Source organism: Bombella saccharophila, assembly GCF_026385475.1.
Lineage (GTDB): Bacteria > Pseudomonadota > Alphaproteobacteria > Acetobacterales > Acetobacteraceae > Bombella > Bombella saccharophila.
This window is the reverse complement of the sequence record NZ_JANIDW010000001.1, coordinates 224,320-250,176: the sequence shown is the minus strand read 5'-3', so window position 1 is coordinate 250,176 and position 25,857 is coordinate 224,320. Positions and strand designations below refer to the sequence as shown.

The 25,857-nt window shown below is 54.2% G+C and carries 22 protein-coding genes; 4 read left to right on the top strand and 18 right to left on the bottom strand.

Annotated elements, in window-relative coordinates:
- Nucleotides 1–5: 5 nt before the first annotated feature.
- The 3 genes from NQF64_RS01095 to NQF64_RS01085 all read right to left on the bottom strand — a co-directional run bounded on the left by NQF64_RS01095 (nt 6) and on the right by NQF64_RS01085 (nt 3,163).
- The gene (locus tag NQF64_RS01095; protein WP_407651778.1) at nt 6–557 is read right to left on the bottom strand and encodes a hypothetical protein; all 552 of its coding nucleotides are present in this window, start codon (nt 555–557) and stop codon (nt 6–8) included.
- Nucleotides 554–1,633, bottom strand: a complete 1,080-nt coding sequence (locus NQF64_RS01090; RefSeq protein ID WP_196424609.1) for a nicotinate phosphoribosyltransferase — start codon at nt 1,631–1,633, stop codon at nt 554–556. Before NQF64_RS01090 ends, NQF64_RS01095 begins: the two co-directional genes overlap by 4 nt.
- A gap of 153 nt (nt 1,634–1,786) precedes the next feature.
- Nucleotides 1,787–3,163: a class II 3-deoxy-7-phosphoheptulonate synthase gene (locus tag NQF64_RS01085; RefSeq protein ID WP_155572915.1), complete on the bottom strand. Its 1,377-nt coding sequence runs from the start codon at nt 3,161–3,163 to the stop codon at nt 1,787–1,789.
- A 239-nt stretch (nt 3,164–3,402) separates the two neighbouring features.
- On the opposite strand from NQF64_RS01085, the gene NQF64_RS01080 reads away from it, so the two are divergent.
- Nucleotides 3,403–3,840, top strand: coding sequence for a hypothetical protein (locus NQF64_RS01080; RefSeq protein WP_257875058.1), 438 nt, complete (start codon nt 3,403–3,405; stop codon nt 3,838–3,840).
- 29 nt (nt 3,841–3,869) lie between these two features.
- Here the strand turns inward: NQF64_RS01080 and NQF64_RS01075 are convergent, their stop codons facing one another.
- From NQF64_RS01075 to NQF64_RS01065, 3 genes are read right to left on the bottom strand one after another with little or no spacing between them, the layout of a single operon-like run.
- Nucleotides 3,870–5,966, bottom strand: coding sequence for an FUSC family protein (locus tag NQF64_RS01075; RefSeq protein ID WP_099026142.1), 2,097 nt, complete (start codon nt 5,964–5,966; stop codon nt 3,870–3,872).
- A gap of 26 nt (nt 5,967–5,992) precedes the next feature.
- Nucleotides 5,993–7,384 carry a glutathione-disulfide reductase gene (gorA, locus tag NQF64_RS01070; protein WP_266106201.1) on the bottom strand — a complete coding sequence of 464 codons (1,392 nt, stop codon included), beginning with the start codon at nt 7,382–7,384 and terminating at the stop codon, nt 5,993–5,995.
- A 46-nt stretch (nt 7,385–7,430) separates the two neighbouring features.
- Nucleotides 7,431–8,324 (bottom strand): ferredoxin--NADP reductase, encoded by an 894-nt coding sequence (locus NQF64_RS01065; RefSeq protein ID WP_099026144.1) that lies wholly within the window; start codon nt 8,322–8,324, stop codon nt 7,431–7,433.
- 196 nt (nt 8,325–8,520) lie between these two features.
- Between NQF64_RS01065 and NQF64_RS01060 the strand changes: the two genes are divergently transcribed.
- Entirely contained in the window at nt 8,521–11,013 is a 2,493-nt protein-coding gene (locus tag NQF64_RS01060) for a helicase-related protein (protein WP_266106200.1), read from the top strand.
- A gap of 66 nt (nt 11,014–11,079) precedes the next feature.
- Here the strand turns inward: NQF64_RS01060 and NQF64_RS01055 are convergent, their stop codons facing one another.
- From NQF64_RS01055 to NQF64_RS01015, 9 genes are all read right to left on the bottom strand, one after another.
- Nucleotides 11,080–12,186: a hypothetical protein gene (locus tag NQF64_RS01055; RefSeq protein ID WP_099026146.1), complete on the bottom strand. Its 1,107-nt coding sequence runs from the start codon at nt 12,184–12,186 to the stop codon at nt 11,080–11,082.
- 180 nt (nt 12,187–12,366) lie between these two features.
- The gene (serS, locus tag NQF64_RS01050; RefSeq protein ID WP_266106199.1) at nt 12,367–13,632 is read right to left on the bottom strand and encodes a serine--tRNA ligase; all 1,266 of its coding nucleotides are present in this window, start codon (nt 13,630–13,632) and stop codon (nt 12,367–12,369) included.
- Between the two features lie 29 nt (nt 13,633–13,661).
- Nucleotides 13,662–14,435 (bottom strand): twin-arginine translocase subunit TatC, encoded by a 774-nt coding sequence (tatC, locus tag NQF64_RS01045; RefSeq protein ID WP_230873269.1) that lies wholly within the window; start codon nt 14,433–14,435, stop codon nt 13,662–13,664.
- 92 nt (nt 14,436–14,527) lie between these two features.
- The gene (tatB, locus tag NQF64_RS01040; RefSeq protein ID WP_266106198.1) at nt 14,528–15,136 is read right to left on the bottom strand and encodes a Sec-independent protein translocase protein TatB; all 609 of its coding nucleotides are present in this window, start codon (nt 15,134–15,136) and stop codon (nt 14,528–14,530) included.
- 19 nt (nt 15,137–15,155) lie between these two features.
- Entirely contained in the window at nt 15,156–15,788 is a 633-nt protein-coding gene (scpB, locus tag NQF64_RS01035; protein WP_266106197.1) for an SMC-Scp complex subunit ScpB, read from the bottom strand.
- The gene (locus NQF64_RS01030; protein ID WP_099026151.1) at nt 15,781–16,542 is read right to left on the bottom strand and encodes a segregation and condensation protein A; all 762 of its coding nucleotides are present in this window, start codon (nt 16,540–16,542) and stop codon (nt 15,781–15,783) included. The genes scpB and NQF64_RS01030 overlap by 8 nt, the downstream gene beginning before the upstream one ends.
- Before the next feature lie 18 nt (nt 16,543–16,560).
- Nucleotides 16,561–17,499 (bottom strand): SPOR domain-containing protein, encoded by a 939-nt coding sequence (locus NQF64_RS01025; protein WP_266106196.1) that lies wholly within the window; start codon nt 17,497–17,499, stop codon nt 16,561–16,563.
- 3 nt (nt 17,500–17,502) lie between these two features.
- Nucleotides 17,503–19,314, bottom strand: a complete 1,812-nt coding sequence (gene argS / locus NQF64_RS01020; protein WP_407651777.1) for an arginine--tRNA ligase — start codon at nt 19,312–19,314, stop codon at nt 17,503–17,505.
- A 76-nt stretch (nt 19,315–19,390) separates the two neighbouring features.
- Entirely contained in the window at nt 19,391–20,560 is a 1,170-nt protein-coding gene (locus NQF64_RS01015; protein WP_155572903.1) for a deoxyguanosinetriphosphate triphosphohydrolase, read from the bottom strand.
- Between the two features lie 154 nt (nt 20,561–20,714).
- Between NQF64_RS01015 and NQF64_RS01010 the strand changes: the two genes are divergently transcribed.
- Both NQF64_RS01010 and xth read left to right on the top strand, forming a co-directional pair.
- Nucleotides 20,715–21,050, top strand: coding sequence for a HesB/IscA family protein (locus NQF64_RS01010; protein WP_099026155.1), 336 nt, complete (start codon nt 20,715–20,717; stop codon nt 21,048–21,050).
- A 25-nt stretch (nt 21,051–21,075) separates the two neighbouring features.
- The gene (gene xth, locus NQF64_RS01005) at nt 21,076–21,846 is read left to right on the top strand and encodes an exodeoxyribonuclease III (RefSeq protein WP_266106572.1); all 771 of its coding nucleotides are present in this window, start codon (nt 21,076–21,078) and stop codon (nt 21,844–21,846) included.
- Here xth and NQF64_RS01000 read toward each other — a convergent pair.
- The 3 genes from NQF64_RS01000 to NQF64_RS00990 form a co-directional block, all read right to left on the bottom strand.
- Nucleotides 21,843–22,658: a nucleotidyltransferase domain-containing protein gene (locus NQF64_RS01000; protein ID WP_266106195.1), complete on the bottom strand. Its 816-nt coding sequence runs from the start codon at nt 22,656–22,658 to the stop codon at nt 21,843–21,845. The genes xth and NQF64_RS01000 overlap by 4 nt on opposite strands.
- A 137-nt stretch (nt 22,659–22,795) precedes the next feature.
- Entirely contained in the window at nt 22,796–24,616 is a 1,821-nt protein-coding gene (gene aspS / locus NQF64_RS00995; protein WP_266106194.1) for an aspartate--tRNA ligase, read from the bottom strand.
- 160 nt (nt 24,617–24,776) lie between these two features.
- Nucleotides 24,777–25,727, bottom strand: coding sequence for a GNAT family N-acetyltransferase (locus NQF64_RS00990; RefSeq protein ID WP_266106193.1), 951 nt, complete (start codon nt 25,725–25,727; stop codon nt 24,777–24,779).
- Between the last annotated feature and the right edge of the window lie 130 nt (nt 25,728–25,857).

Below are 25,857 nucleotides of genomic sequence, written 5' to 3'. Positions count from 1 at the left end.
TAGGGTTAGGATTCAGCCTGCTTGCGGCGGATGATTTCCGTCACAAAGGCCTCGTCATCATCCTCATCAGCAAGGTCATCATGCGCAGTGTCCGAAAAACCCTCAAGAGCGGCTTCATCAACAAGGCGGCGCGGGTCTAGGGCACGCCAATCACGCTCCATCGGTGTGGCAGGGCTGGAGACAAAATCATCCAGCTCCGTGCTGGCCTTCCATCCATCCTCACCAGCATCCACAACCTCAGCATTCTCCCCAAAGGCGAACCAACTTTCCAGCACATCGCGCTCTGCAGCCCCGGGGATACGGCACCGCTCTATACTATCGCGCACATAAGCACGCGCAAAAGCATTGGCATGGGCGAGGTCTAAAAAACCTTTGACCTCCTCCACCACGTCATCATCACCCGCACTCGCCCCGGATTGGTCGAGGATACGCACCACCCAGCCAGTCTCCCCCGGCTTGGCAGTGGCGGCTTGCTCTGGCTCCTCCCCTTCGCTCACTTCCCCGCGAATACCAGTGATGAAAGCGCGCTGCGCCTCTTTATCAGCCTCATCCATCATTTGGCTCTCTCCTGAAGTTTCTGCAAAAGGAACTCACGGCCAATCTTCACCCGTGGCACCTCATCATAAGCAACAATATCCGCCGTTGCATAAGTCTCCGACCAGCGATCAGGCAGAAAAGACCCAGTGCCCACAATATCAATCGGGGCAGACGCATCATGCATGGCTGTGCATTTAGCAATGCCAAAGCCAGAGGAGACAATAATCTTTACCTTTGTAAAGCCTGCCTCATCCAACGCTTCACGCATCCGCCATATCGCTGCGGCAGAGACCCCCGTCCCTACCAAATAACGCAGCTCTTTCTCCGAGCGATAACGCCGAATCGTACCCGGCGTGTGACGCTCCAACACTTCATAAGAGCGTTGCGGGTCTAACCCTTCTAAAAACCGCCCGCCATGCGTATCTAGCCGCACACTCACATTCCCCGCTGCTGCACGCTCTGGGAAGCGGCGGCAGACAGCCAACGCATCGCTCACCTCTTGGCCAAAATAATCAACTAGAACGGTTAAACCTTCATCGGGGAAGCGTTCCACATACATTTCTGCGGCCCGCAAGGTAGAGCCTGCATAGCCAATAAAGGCATGTGGCATCGTCCCTAGCCCACGCTCCTGCCCAAAAAAGCGTGCCGTGTCGTGATTCGCATTGCCGATAAAGCCAACAGCCCCTTCCTTCTGCGCGGCGCGAGAGCCCACAGCGGCGGCATAAGCCATAAGCTCTTGCATCTCCGCCCCCGCGCAATGGCGTGCATCCATCGCGAGGAAGGGCACTTTGGGTAAGGCCAAAGCCATTTGATACGCGTTATGTGCCGCAACACAAGCCGCCCCTGTTTTTTGGAGCAACAATGTCTCTAACGGCGCAAGGGCCTCCAACGAGCCTGTAAGGTAAAAGAGCGGGTCACCCGCCCCGACCCATGTCCCCTCTGGATGGACCTCTGTAATCTCCACCGCAAAACCTTGATGCTGGGCAACATTCTCTACCCAGCGCAGAGCCAAGCCATAAGCCGCCACAACCGGGCGACGGATAAAGACGGCATAGGTTACTCGACTATCCCCAAACTGGCGGACAATATCGCGCATTCTTAAAAAATACGCATCCGTCCGCCCCTCAATCTGGGCCGTCTCCAACTCTTGCCGCGGGGTTTTTGCCTGTTTGAGGGCCTGATTCCAACTGCTCACACGACCACTCCCTTATAAAGAGCCCGCCAGCACGCGATGGGCTGGCCGTTCTGCTCACCCTTTTGCAAAGATACGCGCCATCCGCTCGGAGAGCTGGAAGGCAATCTCCAAAGATTGCTCCGCATTCAACCGTGGGTCACAGAATGTTTTATAGCATGTTGGCAAGTCAGCATCGGTCAAACCACGCGGGCCGCCGGTGCATTCTGTCACGTTATAGCCTGTCATCTCCAGATGAATCCCGCCGGGGATACGCCCTGCTTGCTCAAACACATCCATAAAGCCGGTAATCTCCCCCAATACATGCTCAAACGCACGCGTTTTATACTTATTGGAGGATGTCGTGGTGTTACCATGCATCGGGTCGCACACCCATGTCACACGGCGGCCTGTTTGGGAAACAGCCTCCAATAAAGGCGGCAGAAGCTCCCGCACCTTTTGATGTCCCATACGGGAAATCAAGGTAATGCGACCGGCCTCATCCTCTGGGTTGAGAATATCTAAGAGTTTTTTCAAATCCTCCACTGTGGTGGTCGGCCCGACCTTGATCCCAATCGGGTTATCCACCCCACGGAGGAACTCCACATGCGCGCCATCAGGCTGGCGCGTGCGATCCCCAATCCAAAGGAAATGAGCCGAGAGGCCATAATGCCGCCCGGTCGTCTCATCAATACGTGTCAAAGCTTGCTCATAAGGCAGCAGCAATGCCTCATGAGAGGTAAAGAACTCCACCTCATCATATTGAGGGGCATTATCATCCACACCACATGCCTTCATAAAAGCAAGGCTGCCTTCAATCTGGCTGGCAAGCTGCGCGTAACGCTCCCCTTGGGGGGATTGCTGCACATAATCCAACATCCAACGATGCACATCATGCAGATTAGCAAAACCGCCATGGGAGAAAGCCCGCAATAGATTCAACACACCAGCGGCTTGAAAATACCCCATCTCCATACGGGCTGGGTCTGCTTTACGCGCTTCAGCGGTGAAGTCCGGACTATTGACGTTATCCCCGCGATAGCATGGCAGCTCCACCCCATCGCGTGTCTCGATGTCAGAGGAGCGCGGCTTCGCATATTGCCCGGCCATGCGTCCGATTTTCACCACAGGCACTTTGGCTGAAAAAGTCAGCACGGCAGCCATTTGCAGCAGAACGCGGAAGGTATCGCGAATAATATCGCCGGTGAACTCCCCAAAACTCTCCGCACATGGGCCGCCTTGCAAGACAAAGGCCTCCCCGCGTGAAGCCGCTGCTAACCGCGCTTTGAGCCTGCGCGCCTCCTCCCCAAAAACGAGTGGTGGATAGCGATGCAACCGCGCCTCAACCTCGGCAAGAGCGTTCTGGTCCTCATAATGCGGGGCTTGGCGGATGGGTCGCGTACGCCAACTCTCGGGAGACCATGAAGCTTTGCTCTGCCTATCTGACTGCTGCATCTTACTCTCCTACAACATGGGGAACGGGGCGAATTTACCACACCCCAATGGTATGTTTATGCTGTTAGCACCCTATTTTATGGCCGAAATATTGTGCAAATGGTAGAGTTTGCAACAAATTAATCAGCCTCACACTCACGCATCTATCATCTTTCTCTCTGAAAAAACTTGATTATTACGCCCCATATAGCGAGTATAACGCTCCAGAAGTAGCTTTACTACGCAGGACGTAATCACATATGGCTTCGCGCTTTTCTTCCCCCCTCATGCGGCTGACAACACTCGCGGCATTAGGGCTTGCCACCACTCTTAGCTCTCACGCTGTTGCGCAGAGCGTCCATTTTAGCACGCCTTATCAGGACGACTCCTCCAGCAAGGTTAGCAGCAAAAAATCGACACAAAAAACCACAGCACCAACCACCCATGGTGGTGAGCATTTCCACGCTACGGGCCATCGTCCCCCACCGCCTGGCTATCAGGATGTGCCCTCCACAGAGTTTGAAAATGGGCCAGACCCGGACCATGAAGCCCATCTACGGGCCAATCGTGATTCTGTCACGGGGAGTAATTTGGGTCATTTCGGCAGTGCTTATCAGGACAGCAACCCCATCCAAAGCGGAAAAATGGGCGATGCAACAGGCAATGGCTGGGTCGCCCCACGTGGCAACGGCTTTTAATCGCCCTTTGCCTCTCTAAAAGCAGGGCGTTACCCCCGGTTACGCCCGCGTGCGAGTAGGAACTCATATTCCTTACGGAAGAAGTTTCTACTCGCCATATATTCAAAATGAATAATCCGCAATGAGCCAATCCCCACGGCTAGATCATGCCGTGTTGTACTCGTGCCGTGGCTCTGCCGATATTTTTCTATTAGGAACTGTTGTTCCTCTAAAAAAGCTTTACTAGTAGAGCGCGGAAGATGGCCGCCTGCTTCTGTCAGATGGATAATGTCTTTTACCATCTGCTCACCTGTTTGTAGCGCATTTTCGGGCAAACGCTTTTGCAACGCCAAATCCCGCAAGGTGATGAGATGCCGTCCTACTGTCATCACCGCCAATGTCCCACGGACCATGCTGTTAACGTCATGCTGGGGTAATTTCCCTGCAAAACGTATGACCTGCTCCATGCGTTGTGTGGTTTGGCTTGTCCAGTCATTTTGGGCTTGCTTACGGCCTTGCAAAGGCTGTTTAAGCTGGCGAATCTCCTCCACAAGCTGGCGTCGTAATTGCGCCCAGGCTTGCTTAACGGAAAAAGGCATCACCGTTTTAAAAATCTGCACCCCACTCCATAACGCCAAAAGCAAAGCAAGGGATTGGTTAAACCACTCTACCTCATTAATGCGCGCCTGGTTATCCAACCCCAATACCCAAGGAAAGAAATTAACATAAGAGGCTGCAATACCAACTGTAGGGGGATAGCGTAACGCTATCCCACCTAGAAACATCAACACCGCAAAAGGAAGAGAAAATACCAGGTAATTAGAAGTCAGCGGCATCACAAAAAAGACGGGAATAATACTGGCCAATACCGCCCATACCGCCCCGTAAAAGAAGGATTTACTCACTAAAATCATATTATCCATAATGGAGAAACGGGCGCAAACCACAGCCAATAGGCTTAAATAAGCCCACCCGTAGGACCACGCGGTTACTTCCCATATTAGTGCACCTAAAATCATCGCCACTGCAGCACGCACCGCATTGGTAAAAGCCAACCTCCCATCCGCAATACGGTGAATATGATGCCGCACCGAGACATGCCGCTTCTGTAACCCTGCAAATTGAGATTCCACAGCCGAGCGGAAATCCACCAACATGGCTTCCACCCCCACCCCGGCGATGCTTTGCTGGATGGAATCATCATCATTCAGCGGCAGGCAACGGTCTAATTCCTCCCGATTCTCCTGCAACATAACATCCAGCCGCCCCAACCCCGCGACCACTTGGAGAATATCTTTTTTCAATAAATTGGAAAGATCATCCATTTCCTCAGCAACACGCTCCAGCCCCTTGGCTAAACGCTCTGGAATATGCGAGGCAGAAGCAAGGCGGGAGCGCAGCCCCACCCCACGTGCAAGAACAAGAGCCACACGCTCTAACGTGACATAAGCGCGGTCCGCATCCTCCCCTGCTAAGCGGGAATCAATACGGATAAACTCTAACTGGTCATTAAAACTTTGCAGTGAGCCAAGCAGCCGCGTTAGCCCCTTAATCCCCTCATCATCACGTCGTAAAACATGCCCTAATGCGATGGCTGTTTGGCTCAGCAACTCGGCAATACGCTTTTGCAATTCCGCCCGTGCTGCACGGTCCGCCCCCGGTACAGCAATCATCCCCGCGACCATCTCGCAAACAACGCCGAGCAAAATATAAGAGCCACGCGCCATAGCGATATAGAACACATGGTCCGGCTGCTCGGCTGAGGCAAGGGCGATAATGGCCCCCGTATAGCCAGCGAGAACCATCGCATAACCACGGAAGTTATCCAGCAAACAGGCAATACCCGTACACCAGCCAACCCATCCTGCTAAAAGTAAGAAGAAAATCCATGGATGTTGCGGGGCAATGGCGATGAGGCCAATCCCCCCCACCATCCCCAGCATGGTCCCAGCAATACGCCACCGCCCTTTAGAGAGACTCATCCCGCGAGAATTCTGGGCGACAATCCACACCGTCATAGCCGCCCATTGCGGCCCGCCCATCTCCATCTTCAAAGCGATGGCAAGAGCGACTAAGCAGGCGATGGTTGTTCTAAGGGAGAAGAAAACGGCACTCAGAGTTGTGGGCTGTAACTTTGGCCAACTCATGCCTATCTCCCCCCTTTAATAAAGCCTTATTGCTTATCCACCATACGGGTTGGGGTTCTCATCGTCACGAACTCCTCTGCAGTGCTAGGATGCAAAGCAATCGTTTGGTCCAACTGCTTCTTCGTCAGCTTTGCCGTTACAGCAATAGCCAGCATTTGGATAATCTCTGGCGCATCAGGCCCGACCATATGCGCGCCCAACACAATGTCGCTCTGGCGGTCCACCACCAGCTTCATCAACACCTTCCCGGCCCGTTTCGGCAATGTTTGGCGCATAGGGGTGAAGGTGGATGTATAAATAGCGAGGTCATGCTTTTGGGCCGCTTCCTCCTCACTCAGCCCCACAACCCCTATAGGGGAGGAGAAGAACACCGCCTTAGGCAGCGTCTCAAACGACCATGTGCGCCCTTGCGGGTTAAAAAGCTGCTCGGCCAACATATGGCCTTCTGCAATCGCCGTGGGGGTTAGGTTATATTCATCACGAATATCCCCAATCGCATAGATAGAAGGGATATTCGTCCGCCCATCAATCCCAGCGACAACATGACCCTTCTCCATCGCTACGCCAACAGAATCAAGGCCTAGCTTATCAATAGCGGCCCGGCGACCCGTTGCCATAATAACGGCATCAACCTCATGAGCCGTGCCATCGTCCAATATAAGGCGAACAGCTTTACCACCGCCAACATCCTCTAGCCGCACGGGGCTCGTGCCGGGATGTTGCGTAATGCCATATAGGTCTATCAACTCTTTTAGATGAGCGCGGACCTCACCATCAAAGCCGCGCAAGGGCAACGTCTGACGGTAGAATAAATCCACCTGAGAGCCCATACCGGCTAGGATGCCAGCAAACTCCACCCCAATATACCCGCTGCCAATAATCGCAACCTTTTGGGGCCGCTCTGGGAGATGAAATAGCTCATCAGAGGTAATGGCCAGCTCTGCACCGGGGATGTCCAACCGTATTGGGGTCGAGCCTGTGGCGAGGACAATCTTCTTAGCCCGCACGCGCTGTACCGGGGCATCAGGTGCAAGGACAGAAGGGCCAATCTCGATCGTATGAGCATCAATCAGACGGGCATCCCCCGTATAAAGGGTGATGCCTGCTTTCTCCAACATAGAGATGTAAATGCCATTTAGACGTTCAATCTCACGGTCTTTCGCGGCAAGGAAGCTATACCAATCGAATGTTTCAGGCCGTTGGACATCCCAACCAAAAGCTGGGGCATCCTCAATCATACGGCCTGTCTCTGCAGCATAGACCATCAGTTTTTTGGGGACACAACCGAGATTGACACAGGTCCCACCCCAATGACGGCGTTCGGCAATGCCCACGCGGGCCCCGTTCTGCGCGGCAATACGCGCACAACGCACCCCACCTGAGCCAGCACCAATGACAAAGAGATCCAATTCCTGCATAGCGTGCCTTCCTCCCCGCAAAGACTCCTGCCTTTACAGCGCGGCTTTACCGCTCTGCAAACGCTTTCTCGACCACATAAGAGCCTTGGCGGCTCATATTACCTTCCTCAAAACCGCGCTCTTCCAGCAGTTTTTGTGTATCTGCAAGCATCTCTGGGGAGCCACAAATCATCACACGATCATGCTCTGGGTCTAGCTCATCAATATTCAGGTCACGGAAGATGCGGCCATTATTGATCAATGCCGTGATACGCTCCTGCACGGGGAACTCCTCACGCGTCACAGCGGGATAATATTTCAGCTTCGCAGCAACATCTTCACCAAGGAACTCATGCTTTGGCAGGATATTGGTAATGTAATCCCGATAGGCCAACTCCCCACGCTCACGCACTGTATGGGTGAGGATGACATTCTCATAGCGATCATATGCATCAGGGTCTTTAATCAAGCTCATGAAAGGAGCAAGACCCGTCCCGGTGGAGAGGAAATATAGATTCCGCCCCGGTTTGAGATTATCGAGTAGCAAAGTGCCAACTGGCTTACGACCAATCAATACCGTATCACCAACCTTTACATGGCGCAGGCGGGAAGTGAGTGGGCCATTCTCTACCGCAATGGAGAGGAACTCCATCTGATCCTCATAATTCGCAGAGGCAAGGGAGTAAGCACGCAATAACGGCTTGCCCTCTACCTCAATCCCAATCATCGCAAACTGCCCGTTGGAGAAGCGCAAGCCGGGGTCGCGAGTCGTGGTGAAGCTGAAGAGCCGGTTTGTCCAATGATGCACTTGCTTCACCGTGGCCGGATAAAGATGGCCATATTCTTTCGTTGGGGTAGCAAGGCGATATTGGCCCTCATGCCCTTCAAAAGGGACAAGGCCCGTCAATGGCTCAGCAATAACGGGGGTCGGAGCTGATTCAGCAGGATAAGGTGTGCTCATGAATCCGTATTCCTCTCTCAAATGACACTCAGGTCACGGTCTTTCATCATAAGGGGGAGATACTGGCGAGAGGCCATCATTACCACCCATCATGGCCCGTAACATGCCTATCTTTTCCTCTTTTGTCATCACAAACACGCAGCCATCACCGCCTTTTTGCTTGACTTCCCTACCCACCACTCCCGAAAACACCCCTATGACAGATGCTTCCCCGCCCCGTGATTCCGCCCATACAACGCCTCTCTCCCCTGCGGAGTTCGCCTTAACACAGGCTGAAGAAGCCTTTGGCACGCATCTTGCCATCACCCCGCGTGAACGTGCCGCTTTGCTCCGGCAAGTGGCGCGCCGTTTAGGGGCTGATAAAACCAGCATTAATGAGGCCGAGCTCCTCCACGCGCTCTGCCAAGTCCGCCGCCGTGGTTGGGCTAATAGCATGATGAACCATGCTCATCGCAGCGGGGCTGTTTGGGTGCGTAAAGCTGATGTCCTCCTCGCAGCGGAACGGATTCACGACCCCCTCATTGATGAAGAAGGCCAAGCCGCCGTGCTGGAAAGCCTCTTGGAGGAACGCTGGCGGGATATGGCCGATACCCCCTTGCGCGTCCTTGATGATGTGCGTGCCGACCTAGCCGATGCGGGAACGTACCTCTCTGGTGCGCAAATTGAGCGTCTCTCCCACAGCATTGCCCGTGCCTTTGGTGGGGTTGATCTCGGCTTTGAAGATGAGCTGATCCTTGAGGAAGAACGCCGCGCACGCGAGCAAGAGGACATCCGCGCCAAAGCCGAGGCCCGCCGCGCACGCGAGCTACAGAAAATTAAAGACTGGGAAGCCACACTTGTCGGGTTTGAGAAACTCCCCGCCCTTCTGCATTGCTCCCGCCGCGAAGCCCTACGTTGGATTGCAGAACAGCGCATCCCCATCGCCAAACGCGACCAACAGCCAGACGGGTTGGAGATTTTCTATTTTGACCCAGCCGAGCTTAAAAAATGCCGCCCGCTCCTCAATAGCTGGCGACGTGGGACAAGCCAAAAACGCGATGAAGAGTATGATGATAGCCCCCAAGCCCGCAAAGGCAATGCAGCTATCGCACGTGTAGCGGCATTAGACCGCTTTGCAGCGCATTTCCGCACGGCACGCGCACTTAATCGCCGCATCACGCTTGTGACAGGGCCGACCAACTCCGGCAAATCTCATACAGCGTTAGAGGCCCTCGCCCAAGCAGAAAGTGGGCTGGCCCTCGCCCCGCTGCGCCTCTTAGCCCATGAGTTCCGCGAGGCTATGCTAAGCCGCGGTGTACCTGCCTCCCTCACCACGGGGGAGGAGCGCATCATCGACCCCACCGCTCGCCATCTTGCCGCTACCGTGGAGATGTGCCCATTTAACAACCCTGTTGATGTGGCCATCATTGATGAAGCCCAAATGCTCAGCGACCCCGACCGAGGTGCGGCATGGACAGCGGCCATTATGGGGGTGCCTGCCCGCCATGTGTTCATCTTAGGCGCGGCAGATTGCATCCCCCTCGTCAAACGCATTGCCGAACTCTGTAATGACCCCGTTGATGAGATCCATCTAGAGCGTAAAAGCCCGCTACGCCCTGCGGGTACGCTTGCCTTAACGGACCTCCGCGCAGGGGATGCCCTCATCGCTTTCTCCCGCCGGGATGTGCTGGACCTCCGCGCCGAGCTAATGGCCCATAACCGCCGGGTAGCCGTTATTTACGGGGCGTTAAGCCCAGAGGTCCGCCGGGCCGAGGCAGCACGCTTTAACCGTGGTGAAGCGGACATCCTCATCGCAACCGATGCGATTGGCATGGGGCTTAATCTCTCCATTCGCCGGGTGGTATTCAGCACGCTGCGCAAATATGATGGGCGGCAAACGCGCAATCTTGTCTCTCAAGAGGTCAAGCAAATTGGCGGGCGCGCGGGCCGTTTTGGTAAACATGAGGAAGGCTTGGTCTGCGTGCTAGAAGGGGCGGGCCGTCCCAGCTTCATCCGCCATATGCTCGAAGCCCCACCAGAGCCTATGCTAGAGCTACGCCCCCTTGTGCAGCCTGATGCTGACATTGTGCAAGCCGTTGCTCAAGAGATGGAATCAGACAGCCTCTATGGTGTGCTAACCCGCATTAAACGGGCTGTTTTACGCCCTGATGACCCCAATTACCGCCTTGCGGATATGGAGCAAGCGTTAGAGATTGCCGCAGCCTTGGAGGGGGTAGATGGGTTAGACCTCTCCACCCGCTGGACCTACGCCATGTGTCCTATCAACACACGCGATAACGGCATCCCCCGCCTTGTGGAATGGGCGGCCCTCCATGCGCGCGGGCAATCCATCTTCCCCCCCGGCACAGGCCGCCTTCCCCAAGCCTCTACCGCTGGGCGTGAAGAATTAGAACGCGCTGAAAAACGCCATCGCCGCCTTGTGACATGGCGGTGGTTGGCAATGCGCTTCCCCGATAATTACCCAGAGCTCATCGTGGCGGAACGAAATGCCGCTATCTTAGATGAATGGATTGAGCATGTCCTCCGCACCCAGAGCCGGATGCGCGAGACCTCCCGCCGCCATCAGGGCCGCCGGGGCGAGCATCATCCAAAACCCCATGCGGGAGGACGCGGCCATCATAAAGCCTCCCATGGTAAGAAAAGCAACTTGGGCTCTAAAAAACCACATCACAAACGCAAAACGCATTAACCCCACAAAAAAGGGCGTGCCCAAATGCAGGACACGCCCTTTTTGCGACAACGCTAAAGCCTCACCTTACCGGCTTGGGATCGTCACCATTGCACCTTTAGCAGTCGCTGTCTCGGCAATTGCATGGATGAATTGCAGCATGGAGAAAGCAAGCTTACTGGCAAGGTCATTCTTTGCAATCCAATACCAAGAGCCCTCATACTCCACAGATGTATAAGCGACATCATCACCAGGGCGCGCTGGGCTGCAATGGATGATAATTGCAGGTTGCGGCTCATTAGGACCACGTACAACAGATGGTGCAGTAATGCCCTTTTCCACCATTTTTTTTGGCACTTCCATCGTGCTGGCCACATCCTCCCAAATAGATAACATGGAGCGTGTCACCATCGCGACCTCGCCTGGATGATTAGGCTTACGCCCATAAACAACCTCTGCCTGCTCACTCCCTGCGGGGAGTTGCAATGCCTGGCGCACTTGGCCTTGTAGCTCTGTAATCTCAGGCGAACTACTCTTTGGCAAAAGGATAAAGGTCCGCTCTGGCTGGGCAGGTTCTGTTTTGGTGGCTGCTGTCGGAGCAATGCTACGGATGCTCAGCGCATTACCTGCTTGCAATTTACGTAACGCACGCAGCAAATACGTAAAGCGAATGGAAGCCTCTTTACCCTCTGTCCCTGCAATCGTACTGGTCGTATTACTCGCCGGGCCGATAGACTGCATCGTCATTTGCAGCAGCGTATCAACCGGCAAGCCGCTGGAGATTAACGGCAGAAGCGTTTGTGGCGAAATCGGCCGCAAAATATTCACCGAGAATTGCACACCAGAGACAGGCTGGTACGTCACAGTCGGGCTATCGCTATAGGAATAACCTAAAGATCCACCCAAAGAGCCACCTGCCCCTTGAATCCAGGGCGTACCGCTAATATTTGCACTAGAACTTGTCTCGGCTGTATAGGCTGAGATGATCTGTGTCGTCTCAATCAAGGTCGGCGACAAAGAATAACGGAGCTGCACAATGTTAAAGAGCATCTCCTGGTTCTGTTGTCGGCTCATTTCCTTTTCATAATCCAGCCGGTCCCGCCGCATATTATGCGGACCAACCGAAGAAGAACATGAGGACAAGGCTAGCGCACTGACTGCCAGCACACGCCCCATAGAACGAAGCAATGTCATAATTTATCCTGAAGAAAATGTGTTGAGAGCCCTATAAAGCCCTCAACACTACATTATCTCGCTGTTAATATATCACAGTCCATCACGGCTCTACCAGCTAAAAAGAGTAAGAAAAACAAGGACCATCCCCCATTTAGCTTCTCTTTTTAGTGAACAGCCCTCCCAATAAATCATCCTTCTTCAATGTTGAATGACATCAATACCCCCCATATAAGGGCGCAAAGCCTCAGGCACGATGATGCTGCCATCCTCCTGCTGATGCACTTCCATCAGGGCAATCATCACCCGCCCCACCGCAAGACCGGAGCCATTTAGTGTATGCACAAAGGCAATCGTCTTCTCCTTACGCAAACGGGCATTCATCCGCCGCGCTTGAAAGTCCCGCGTATTGGAGCAAGAGGAGACCTCCCGCCATGCTTGCTGCCCCGGCAACCATGCCTCTAGGTCATATGTTTTAGCCGCCCCAAAGCCTGTATCCCCCGCACAGAGCAACACACGGCGGAAGGGCAGGCCCAGCCGCTCCAACACGGTCTCGGCTGCACGGGTCATACGCTCATGCTCTGCCTCGCTCTCCTCTGGTGCGACAATGGAGACAAGCTCGCATTTCGTAAATTGATGTTGACGCAACATACCCCGCACATCCCGCCCCGCAGAGCCAGCCTCAGAGCGGAAGCAGGTGGAGAGGGTTGTCATGCGCCGTGGCAAACTCTCCGCCGTGAGAATCTCCCCCATAACTGAGGCTGTCAGCGGCACTTCCCCCGTAGGGATGAGCCAACGATCATCATCTGTATGGAACGAATCTTCCGCAAATTTGGGTAATTTATCCGTGCCATACATAGCCGCTTCATTCACCAAAAGCGGTACAGTGACCTCCTCATAACCAAACTCCCCCGTATGCACATCGAGCATAAACTGCCCTAAGGCCCGCTCTAGCCGCGCTAGGGCTCCACGCAACATCACAAACCGCGAGCCTGCAATCTTACCCGCCGCGGTAAAATCCATCAGCCCCAAAGCTTCGCCAAGCTCAAAATGTTGTTTGGCCTCAAACGCAAAGGACGGCACCTCCCCACGTTGATGCACCACGACATTATCGCTCTCATCCTTGCCATCAGGCACGGAAGCATCAAGCTGGTTTGGCAAGCGTTGGAGGACACCATCAATGCGCGCTTGGATTTCGCTCGCGCGGGCCTCTAACGCAGCAATCTGCTCCCGCAATGCCGCACCGCGGGCCTCGATGGCGGTTGTATCCTCCCCTGCCCGTTTGGCTTGGCCAATCTCTTTTGCCAAGCCTTTCCTTTGCCCTTGGGCCTCCTGCAATGCAGCTAAAGCCGCCCGGCGTTGTTCATCCTCTTTCACCAAACTCTCCGCCACAGCAGGGAGGTTACGCCGTGCCAAAGCGGCATCGAAAGCAGCAGGATCAGCGCGTAGGGCTTTAAGGTCGTGCATAAGGTCAGATACTCCGTATAAGCTCTTAATTATGGGAGGGTGGATGAGGTCTCATCGTCATCATCAGCGGTGATAGGCTTAGGCTCTACCAAGCGAGCGGTTAGGATAGAGACCTCATACAACCCTACAAGCGGGATAGCGAGGCCCAGCATCGTAATTGCATCCGGCGGGGCCAATACCGCTGCAACCGCAAAAGCCGCCACATACGCATAACGGCGAACACGCCTTAGCTGCCCCGTCCCCACAAGCCCGGCCCGGACAAGGAGGGTTAATATCACGGGGAGCTCAAAGCAAATCCCAAAGGCCATAATCATCTTGGTGACAAGATTAAGATATTCCGAGACACGCGCTTGCAGCTCTATGCCCATCTGATTCGCCCCCCCTAATTGTTGGAAGGAGAGGAAGAACTTCCACGCAAAGGGGAATACGAGGTAATAGGCCAACGCCCCCCCTGCGACAAACAACACCGGTGTGGCAATCAAAAAGGGCGCGAAGGCCTTCTTCTCATTCTTATACAAACCCGGTGCGATGAATATCCATGCCTGGATAGCAATCATCGGGAAGGAGAGGAAGAAAGCCCCAAAAACCGCTACACGCACATAGGTAAAAAAAGCCTCATAAAGGGCTGTATAAATCAAATGCGGTTGCTCACCCTTCTGCCGCATGATGCTCGCTAAAGGGGCGGCCAGAAAGCGGTAAATCTCACCCGAGAAGTGATAACATAGCAAAAACGCCACTACGAACGTCGCTAAAGACCAAATTAACCGTCGCCGAAGCTCCATCAAATGCTCCAGCAACGGCATCGGTTTATCCTCTACAGCCCCATTATCCTGCACTTCTGCTGTGGGGAGGGGTTGGGAGGTCGGCTCACTTATTTTAGAGGGGTCATGCTGGGTCATGAAGTCGCTGTCTCCCCCGTTTTATGAGGCTGTGATGGCGCAAGAATGGTCGTACGTTTACCATGATGCAAAGCAATTTCAGGCGGCAAAAAAGCAGGACGATGCCAATAACGTGCTTCTTCAATCAAGCGTAGAGCCGTCGTCGGGGGGAGGAGTGCGGGCGCGCGCTCCAACGCTGCGGCTTGCTCTTGCATACGGGCATTATGCGGCTGGGGGTTTGTATAAGAACGCGGCTGTCCTAGCTCCTCACTCCCCGGTGCAGGCGGCGGAGGCGGTGGTGGTGGTGGTGGAGGCGGTGCCATGGGCATACCCCCTTGATGGCCAGCCCCCATCTGTTTTTCTAATGTGCGGTCAGGGTCAATCGCCTTACGTAACTGCTCGCGTGGGCTAAATTGCCTAATCTCCCGCAATTGGTCTCGTGCCTCACTGAGATCGGCCTCCTTGACCATCTCATCAATATGATTCTGAAACTCCGCCCCCATCTTCCGAATGGCTTTAAGCGTCTTAGAGAGCGTCCGCATCGCCACGGGGAGGTCTTTAGGGCCGATACAGACGAGTGCCACAATCACCAATAAGGCAATTTCTGTCCAACTCAAATCAAACATCGTCCCACCTCCCCCCTCTTTATGAAGGCTGAATGGTTTCTTCTAACCCACTTCCCCCCTCATCGGAAGGCGACTCAAAGAGCAATTCTTCCCGTCTGGGGAGGTCATTAAGACTTGCAAGGCCAAAAATCCGTAAAAATTGTGGCGTTGTCCCCCAGAGAACAGGCCGCCCCGGCACCTCTTTACGCCCTTTAGGGGTTATCAATCCCTCTTCAAGCAATGTATCAAGAATACTCTGCCCAAGCCGCACCCCGCGGATTGTCTCAACCTCCACCCGCGTGCAAGGCTGATGATATGCCACAATCGCCAAAGCCTCCAACGTGCCTTGGCTCAACCGCCTTGGCCGCTCAATCACCCGCGCAAGGGCAGGGCCAAACATAGCGCGTGTCCGTAATTGCCAGCCACCAGATACCGCCTGAAGCTCCACCGCATGGCCTTTATAACGCTGGGCCAGACCATCAAGAACAGCACCGGGATTATCTGCCTGTTCCTCTAACCCTTGCTCCCGCAATATCGCCACAATAGCACTAGCAGAAACCGGTCCCGCATTGGCAAATAGCAGAGCCTCTACAAAGCTAACTGCCATTGCGACTCTATCATGCTCCACCATGTCCGACGGACTCTCCAGCATGGCTGATTGTATCTCACTCATGCCCGCTCTCCTCTCTCTGCCGCCATTCGATGACGCCAAACGCATTTTCCTGCCGTAACTCCACCTGCCCCCCACGGGCCATCTCCAACCCGGCCATCAAGGCCCCGGCAAGGGCGGCGCGCTGGCTAAGGGGGCCGCCTTCTGTTAGCTCTGGCAAAACAGACGCCAAGGATTGCCACCCTGCCACATGCGCCCGCCCTAAAAGCCGTGCGAGTGCAGAGCGCGCTTGCTGGATGCTCCAATACCGCGCCACACGCGGAGCATAAGAGCGTTTGCGCCCGCTCCGCCGCCGCGCAGCAAGATAAGCCAGAACCAAAGCCGGCATATCCCCCTTGAGCGGGGCCATCTCAATACGCGTATGATTTTCCGGCTCTGGTCGGGCAAACACATCACGCCCTAAGCGCGGTTGCTCCTCCAACCATGCCGCAGCACGGTGCATCTGCTCTAGGTCAATCAACCGCTCATGCAACTGCCCAGCGGCATCTTCCGCCTCATCATCCTGCGTAGCAGATGGCAGCAAAAGGCGAGATTTTAACCATGCCAACCAAGCCGCCATGACCAACCAATCCGCCGCAATCTCCAACCGTAACGCCTCCGCCCCACGGCGGGCGCGCTCTACAACATCCAGATATTGCTCTGTAAGTTGCAGAATGGAGATTTTCTGGAGGTCCACCTTCTGAGAGCGCGCAAGGTCTAAAAGGAGGTCCAACGGCCCCTCAAACCCTTCCAACACCAAATGCAATGCGTCACTCACAAGCGATAGGCCATTGCGTTAGTTTGTCACCACAGCACAAGCCTGCGCTTGCGCATGCAGCTTCACGCAGAATTGCCGCGCCGCTGCCCTGTCAGCAAAGCCTCCCACCCGCAAACGGATGAAGTGCTTACCATCGCGCTCCACCGTCCGCAAAATAGGCTCACGCCCGCCTAAAAGGTCTGGCAAGCGGCTACGCAGATGCGCCCATTCCTGCCGAGCTTGCGCCTCATTTTGTAAAGCAGCAAGCTGCACTTCATACAATGTCGCAGAGGCCGGGGCTGGTGCTTCGTCCTGCGCCGCCGGGGGAGGAAGCTCCCCTTCCTGAACGGCTGAGGTTTGCGCTGCTGGAGCTTTCACAGCCTCTTGCTTCGCCTCGGTCTTTGTTTCCCCATCCATAGGGGGAGCTTCCGCATTATCTGCCCCAGACGGCGGCTTCGTTTCCGACAGTGACGAGGCTTCACCTTCTTTATGAGCGGTGGTGTTAGCTGCCGTTGCTTTCTCCTCCCCATTGGTTGCAGGCTGGTCCAACCGTCCCGCAAGCAAGCCCGCATCGGGCTGTTCTGGCGGGGGGGCTAAATGCACCGCACCGCGACCGGTAACATCACTTTTGGTTGTATCATCCCCCATAATCATCATACCGCCGGGGTCAGCGGGGCGATCCTTCACAGCATAAGGCGGCGGGCCAATCACAGGCACACCAGCGGGATGACTACCCACAACCCAATTCCACACCCCGCCAATCACAAGCAGCAACGCCGCTCCCGCAACGGCAAGAATCATCAAACCACGCGTGCCGGATTGCCCCGTTAAAAGCGATGAGACAAACCCCGCACGACCCGCTGCATCGCCATCACGCGGTCCACGCTCTTTACGCGATGGCCGCTGCGCCCTGCCAGCTAAGCGCTCGCGCCCCTGTGGGGGCGTGTCATCCTCATACTCATCATCCGGCCTAGCCATGACTTAGCGTAGCTCCTCTACCGCTTCGACACCTAAAAGCCCTAGCCCGATGCGCAATGTCGCGGCAATGGCCGCAACAAGAGCCAAGCGTGCCTTGCTCACCTCTGGGGCATCATCTTGAATAAAGCGCAAGCTCGTCTCCTCACGCCCGCGATTCCAAAGCGCATGGAAGTCCGCCGCAAGGTCGATGCAATAGGTTGCAATACGGTGCGGCTCCCGCGCGAGAGCAGCGGCCTCGATCTGGCGGGGCAATTCTGCAATGCGGCGTAAGACGGCTAATTCCTCATCCGCTGTAAGGGAAGATAAATCCTGCCCTGCAAGGGCGGCCTCTGTCATAGCCTCCGCCCCGTAACGCTCCTCCCCCAACCGTAGAACAGACCGACAACGTGCATGAGCGTAATTGACGTAAAAGACCGGGTTATCCCGCGTCTGCGCAACAACGGCATTGAGGTCGAACTCCATCTGCGCATCGGCCTTACGGGTCAGCATGGTAAAGCGCACGGCATCCTTGCCGACTTCATCAATCAAATCCCGCAAGGTCACAAAGGTGCCAGCCCGTTTGGACATACGCACTGGCTCGCCATCTTTTACGACACGCACAATCTGGCACATCACGACTTCAAAAGCCGTCTTACCCTCCGTCAACGCCGTAATGGCTGCACGCATCCGCGAGACATAGCCGCCATGGTCAGCCCCCAATACGTCAATCAAAAGGTCCGAACGGGATGCTTTATCAGCATGATAGCCGACATCATTGGCAAAATATGTGTTCGACCCATCAGACTTCCGCAAGGCACGGTCTTGGTCATCCCCAAACTCTGTCGAGCGGAAAAGCGTCTGAGGGCGCGCCTCCCAATCCTCGAGCTTCTTACCCTTTGGGGGCTCTAACACGCCTTCATAAAGCAGGCCGCGCGCTTCCAACTGAGCGATGGCCGCATCCACCTTCCCGCTCTTTAAAATCTCTGCCTCACTGCTAAAGATTTCATGCTCAATCCCTAAAGCTGCGAGGTCCTCTTTAATCATCCCCATCATCTGGGCGAGAGCTTCCGCCCGCACGGTCTCAAACCACGCATTCTCTGGGGCAACACCCCCATCAGCCCCGGCAAGGGCACGGCCATGTTTTTTGGCCAAAGCCTGCCCCACAGCAATGAGATAATCACCTTGATATTGCAAACCACTCGGGGCCAAAGCCCCAAACTCATCAGCCGGAATCTCCGTACCAATAGCCTGAAGATACCGCCAATAAGCCGCCCATGTTAGCGCAATAACTTGCGCCCCAGCATCATTAACGTAATATTCCCGCGTGACGTTAAAACCCGCTGCTGCTAGCAGGTTCGCTAGTGCATCCCCCACCACAGCCCCACGGCAATGGCCAACATGCATCGGCCCGGTCGGATTAGCCGAAACATACTCCACATTCGCACGTTTCCCCGCCCCTAAGCGGGACTGCCCATAAGCCGCCCCGCGCTTGAGAACAGCTTTTGCGACATCATGAAACAAAGCAGGCTTTAAGGTCATATTCACAAAGCCGGGGCCTGCCATCTCTACATGGGCGATGTCAGGCAAAGCTTCTAGCTGCGCGACAAGCTCTTTAGCAATCTCAAAAGGTTTCCGCTTAGCTGGCTTTGCTGCCAAAAGGGCCGCATTCGTTGCCATATCCCCATGAGACGCATCACGCGGGGGAGTGACCTCCACACGGGCAGCAACATCATCTGGCAGGTCAGGCAATACGGTCTTGAGAGCCGCAACGACCTTCTCGCGCATGACGGAAAAAAGACAATCTGGAGATGATGCTGTCGGGGCAAGAGCTGCCATAATCTATATTATTCCCTTTAAAACCTGCCAAAGCCCTTCTTACGGCTTGGTCTTTCTTCCGTCCCTGATACCGCACTTACCCTAAAACGGAAATATCCATCAGCCGGCGATGTTCCTCCATCGCAAAACGATCCGTCATCCCTGCGATATAATCGGCAACTACACGGCGCGAGGCGGCCTCGTACCCTTTTTTCTTGCTTGGCAAAGCTTGCTCCCGCCATGGCGTTGGCAGTAGCTCCGGCTCATTACCCAAAATAGTGCAAATATCTCCCAAAGCGATACGCGCTTTACGGGTCATCCGCTGTACACGCCAATGCCGATACATCCGCGCATAAAGGAACTTGCGTATCTCCTTATTCCGCTCGGCCATTTCAGGCGAGAACTCCACCATCGCCCGGCCTGCATGGCGCACCTCATCCGCATTTTGCGGGTCTAAGGCGGCCAGATTCTTCTGGCTTTGTTCAATCAGGTCACTCGCTAAGCGATTAATCACCCGCCGCACTGTCTCATGCCGAATACGCTGGTCACGGTCAAACGCCCCATGACCGGACCAATCCAGCGCACGCGCTTCCTCAAGGCAGGTTTTTAAAAGTGGGACAGATTCAATATCCTCAAAACTGAGCAAGCCCGCCCGCAAGCCATCATCAAGGTCATGCCCATGATAAGCGACATCATCACAAATAGCAGCAATCTGCGCTTCTACAGAGGCATAACATTCCAACTCTAACGGGTAACGGTCATCAAAACTCACCAGCCACGGGGAGGGTCGTTTTACAGGGCCATGATGTTTTGCCAGCCCTTCCAACGCCTCCCATGTCAGATTCAAGCCATCAAAACCATTATATCGCGCTTCAATCTCCGTCACTTGCCGTAAGGACTGGATGTTATGGTCAAACCCACCCCAATCCTTCATCGCCTCTTGCAACGCATCCTCCCCAGCATGACCAAAAGGCGTATGGCCAAGGTCATGCGCGAGGGCGATAACCTCTGTTAAATCCTCATTCACCCCTAATGTCCGGGCAATAGAGCGGGAGATTTGTGCGACTTCGAGCGAATGGGTCAGCCTTGTGCGGAAAAAATCACCTTCATGATTCAAAAAAACTTGCGTCTTATATTGCAGCTGACGAAACCCCGCCGAATGTAACACACGGTCACGATCACGCTGCCACGGGGTGCGGGTGGAGCTTTCCTCCTCTGCAAATTGTCGCCCGCGCGCGCCTTGCAACTGTACAGCGTATCTAGCCATTATGCTCTATTGTCCCCATATCCATATGTAGGCTGCTATAATTACACAGCCTTTCAACTTTTGATTCTTGGCGTCCAATTTTATAGTGTCAACCGTTCCGCAACCATTTCTGCCGCGATGGTAGGCGTTTTTGTGATGATAAGGAGCATATCTCATGGCCGAGTTTGGCATTTCCCCCGCGGCAGCGGCCCGTATCGCAGAGATTATTAGCCAGCAACCCCAGCCTGAAAACACCGCCCTGCGTGTTGCCGTCCTCGCAGGCGGGTGCAATGGCTTCCAATATCAATTTAAGCTTGTCCAAGAGCGAGAAAGCGATGACCATTTAATTGAAAAAGACGGCGCACGCGTCTTTGTTGACCCTACAAGCCTAGACCTCCTCGAAGGGGCAGAGCTAGATTTTGTTGATAAACTCATGGGCGCGCATTTTACAGTTAAAAACCCCAATGCGGCCTCATCTTGCGGGTGTGGCAGTAGTTTCTCCCTCACCTAACGCCCTTTTGGAGACCTCACACCCTATGTCCCTGACCTTTGCCAGTTGGAACATCAACTCCATCCGCACCCGTGCCCATCTGGTAAAAGACTGGCTGGACCGCAATGAAGCCTGTACCTTGCTCTGCCTGCAAGAAATTAAATGCGAAGCCCACCAATTCCCCCCTCTCTTTGAGGAGGCTGGCTTTCATGTCGCTGTCGCGGGGCAGAAGGCTTATAACGGAGTTGCCCTCATCAGCCGCGCCCCTCTAACCATCACGACCGACCACCTCCCCGGTTTTGAAAGTGACGAGGCCCGTTACATCGAGGCTGAGCTAGACGATGTGACCATTGGTAATCTCTACCTCCCCAATGGCAATTCTGGCGGAGAGGCCGGCTTTGCTAAGAAGTTAAACTTCTTTGACGCCCTTTATCATCGCGCCCGTGCTTTGCAGCAAGAGGGACGCTCCTTCGCCTTTATTGGCGATTATAATGTCTGCCCAACGGATGAAGATTACGCCCCCAAAGCTCTCTCCTCCGATGATGCCCTCCTCCGCCCAGAAAGCCGCGCGGGCTTCCGCCGTCTGCTATGGTCCGGCCTGACAGACGCACTGCGCTGCCTACACCCTACCGGGCAACATTATACATTCTGGGACTATCAGGCAGGGGCATATCAACGTAATTCCGGCTTACGGATTGATCACGCCCTCCTCTCCCCCCGCCTTGCCGACCGCCTCACCAGCTTCACCATCGACAAAGACGAACGCGGCCGAGACAAACCCTCCGACCATGTACCGGTGGTCGTTACTCTTTCCTAAAACGGCACCTTCACCATGGCTCGGAACAAAGCCTCGGCCTGCTTCTGCACGTCTTGCTTTGGTTTGGGGAAGGGGCGGGTCTCGGCGTGGGCGAATTCGGCTTCGATAAGCTCATTCACCGCAGGGATGGAAGGGCCGCTCTGCTGCTCCCGGCTTCTGGATTTAAGGTACAGCAACTCCCGGATAGGCCCCAATACGGAGCGTGGCACGTCACAACCCTGACAAAGGGCTTGAAAGTTCATCGGGGGCTGGCCCTGCCCGTGCAGGCGCATCCAGCGTAACGCCATAGCCGGGCGTAGCGCGTAAAACAGCCGCTTATAATGTGTTGTTCCATCCTGTTGAAAAGCACGCTTCCAGCTATTACGCCCTAGATTTAGATAATGAAGTTGGCAGCTTAACCCCGCTTCAATCTGCTGGGCAAAGGCGGCAAGCTCATCAGCTTGTGCTTGCCATACATAACGCACCGGGCTGACTAACCATTCCAACAAAGTGGGATTAGGTTTCATCAATAGATTCAGGGCCTTGCGTATATCCCAGCCATTTACGTCCAAATCATCAGAGATAGGCAGCTCAATCACATCCCGGCCTGGCGTTAAGGACAAATACCAATCCAACCGATGGCGATAGATAAAGCGCACATCATAATCACTATCTGGCGAGGGGAACCCCCATGCACGGCTGCCACTCTCCACAGCAAACAGGATCTCCACATCATGATCCTGCTCAATCTGTCGCAAGCTGGCCATGACCTCCGCCCGCACCGCTGGAGCAATTTCCGGCACGTAATCCGGCATCATCTCATCAAAACTCATGCGCCGCTCCTTCTTTCCCCTCCCCAGAATGGCCCAGACCATCACAAGAAGACATAGCCCCGCTACAAAAAAGCCGAGATGGACTTACCATCCCGGCCTTTATCTCACCACCTAAACCATCCACTCAAGGCTGTAACTCAGCCCTTCTTTTCCGCCGCGTTACCGTTAGAGGCAGAAGGTTTCGGCTTAGGTAAGTCCAGCTTGAGGGAAAGCTCCTTCAAGCGGGCTGGCTCGACCGGCGCAGGGGCTTCCATCATTAAATCCTCCCCGCTCTGATTCAGCGGGAAGAGAATGACCTCACGAATATTCGGCTCATCAGCAAGCAGCATGACGATGCGGTCCACACCCGGTGCCGCACCACCATGCGGCGGAGCACCATAGCGGAAGGCATTGAGCATCCCACCAAAGCGCGCCTCCACAACATCAGGGCCATAACCTGCAATCTCAAACGCCCGTAACATCACCTCTGGCAGATGGTTACGCACCGCCCCGGAGGATAGCTCCACACCATTACAGACAATATCATACTGATAAGCCTTGATGCTCAACGGGTCCTGCGTATTCAGGGCCTCCAAGCCACCCTGCGGCATGGAGAACGGGTTGTGGGAGAAGTCAATCTCCCCTGTTTCCTCATTACGCTCATACATGGGGAAGTCCACCACCCAGCAGAAGCGGAAGGCATTTTGCTCAATCAGCTCTAGGTCTGTCCCGATCTTCGTCCGCACTACGCCAGAGAATTTGGCGACCTCATCACCCTTCCCTGCCGCGAAGAACACGGCATCACCGGCCTTCAAGCCGCACATCTCACGGATTTTCGCAACGCGCTCGGCTTCCAGATTTTTGGCAATTGGGCCTTTACCGCCTTCTTCATCAAAAATAATATAGCCAAGACCACCAGCCCCTTGGTCCCGCGCCCAATTATTGAGTTTATCGAAGAAGGCACGAGGACGGCTGCCCGCACCCGGTGCCGGGATCGCTCGCACCTGCCCACCAGAGGCAGCAATACGCGCAAATAACCCAAAGCCAGAGCCTGCAAATTGCTCCGTTACATCCTTAATAATCAACGGGTTACGCAAATCCGGCTTATCGGAGCCATAATCGCGCATCGCATCCGCATAGGCAATACGGGGGAAGGCCCCTTCGGTAATCTTCCATCCCTCTGGGGTAAACTCGTTAAACACGCCCGCTAATACTGGCTCTAGCACTGCGAAAATATCTTCCTGCGTGGCGAAAGACATTTCAAAATCCAACTGATAGAACTCGCCAGGGCTGCGATCCGCACGGGAGGCCTCATCACGGAAACAGGGAGCGATCTGGAAGTATCGGTCAAACCCCGCCACCATCGCCAGCTGCTTAAATTGCTGCGGAGCCTGCGGCAACGCATAGAACTTACCCGGATGCAACCGTGCTGGCACGAGGAAGTCCCGCGCACCCTCTGGGGAGGAAGCTGTAAGAATAGGGGTTTGGAACTCAGTAAAGCCCTGCTCGACCATACGACGGCGCAAGCTGGTGATAATCTGGCTCCGCAAGATGATGTTGCGGTGCATTTTCTCACGCCGGAGGTCGATATAGCGATATTTCAGGCGCAAATCCTCAGGATAATGCTCTTGCCCCGCCACTTGGAAAGGCAGCACCTCCGCACGGGATTGCACATCAATCTCGCTGGCACGAACCTCCACATCCCCTGTTGGCAAGGCGGGGTTACGCTGCCCATCCTCACGCACCACGACCTCACCGGTGACGGTGATGACGCTCTCCACCCGCAAACGCTCGGCTTTTTCGAGCAATGCCCCTTCAGAAGGGATAACAATTTGCGTCATGCCGTAATTATCGCGTAGGTCGATAAAGAGCAGCCCGCCATGGTCCCGCTTGCTATGAACCCAGCCAGAGAGCCGTACGGTCTTGCCTGCATCATCAGCACGCAGGGCATTGCAAAGATGGGTACGGTACTGGTGCATGAATCTCAAACCTCGTCACTATCGTCTTTAACGGCATGAGGAGCCTTACGTCATTATGACGTAGCGTCCTTCTTATCGCTGCTTCCTACCTGAAAAACCAGGAAAACGCCAATCTTAATCCATCATCTCTCATACGAGCAAAGAAAAGAGAGGGAGAGCCTCAATAAAGATCATAACTCCGATATTTTTTCAGGATATGCTTTTGGAGCGTATCAATCATATAGCGCTTTATGTTATACCTCCATGTCCCGAAACGAATTTCCGGCCGGGGGACTGGCTTTTGGCCGAAGCTAGCCAGCATTTTTGCTGTACGAACAGAGCCAAAACTATCAAAGTCAAAGATCAAATGCCGCTCTTTAGCCTGCTCTATCGCCTTCCAAATAAGTAACATTGTCATACCCGGCACTTTAGAACGACGACAGCGTGCCGATTGCCAAAAATACAGCGTTTTTTCATCCCATATCAATAAAGCCGCAGAGACAAGTTTTTCCTGATCATAAGCATAAAGGGCTGTCGCTTGCCCACGTTGATATGCAGCTTCAAATAGCGCCTTAAGCAAAGGAAAATCATGATGATTATGCGGCAATTCTCGTTGAACTAAAGCAATGAATGTCTCACATTCCCCTGCTTGTTGGACAGAGAGTTTCTTATCGGCTGTTCTAATGAGATTACGCGTTTTATGGTCACAATCCTGCCAGACGGCATCCAACGATTTTTCCGGCATAATGCGAAAGGTAAATTCATGTAATATCTTAAAACCTGCCAAACGGAAGGCCAATAAAGATTCATTATCAGGGTCAACAAAGAAATGAATACCATCATATTTTGGCAAGCGCTCTATTGTTTTTTCAACAACATGGCGGATATTTTGCTCATACCGAAAGGACTTAGATTGCGGCAAGGAAAAATACGGCCCCAATACCCGCGTATATTTAGGCATCTTAATAACCGATGACCCTAATGTCTTTTTCACAAGGAAAGGAAAACGAGACACAATCTTCCCCCCCATCTCAATATCAATTGATGCAAATCTTCCACGGCTTGCTATCTCCAGCCACCATTCTTGATGAAAAATGGATGGCGGCTCATACACTGCAAACGTGTCAGACATAAGAAGCACTTTATAAAATATAACTCAAGACAAGGTTTCCTCTTATCACCCCGCCCTTCCAACACATACTAATATTTGTTTTAATATATCTAGAAATATTCCTACAATATTAATATTCAACCCTTTAAAA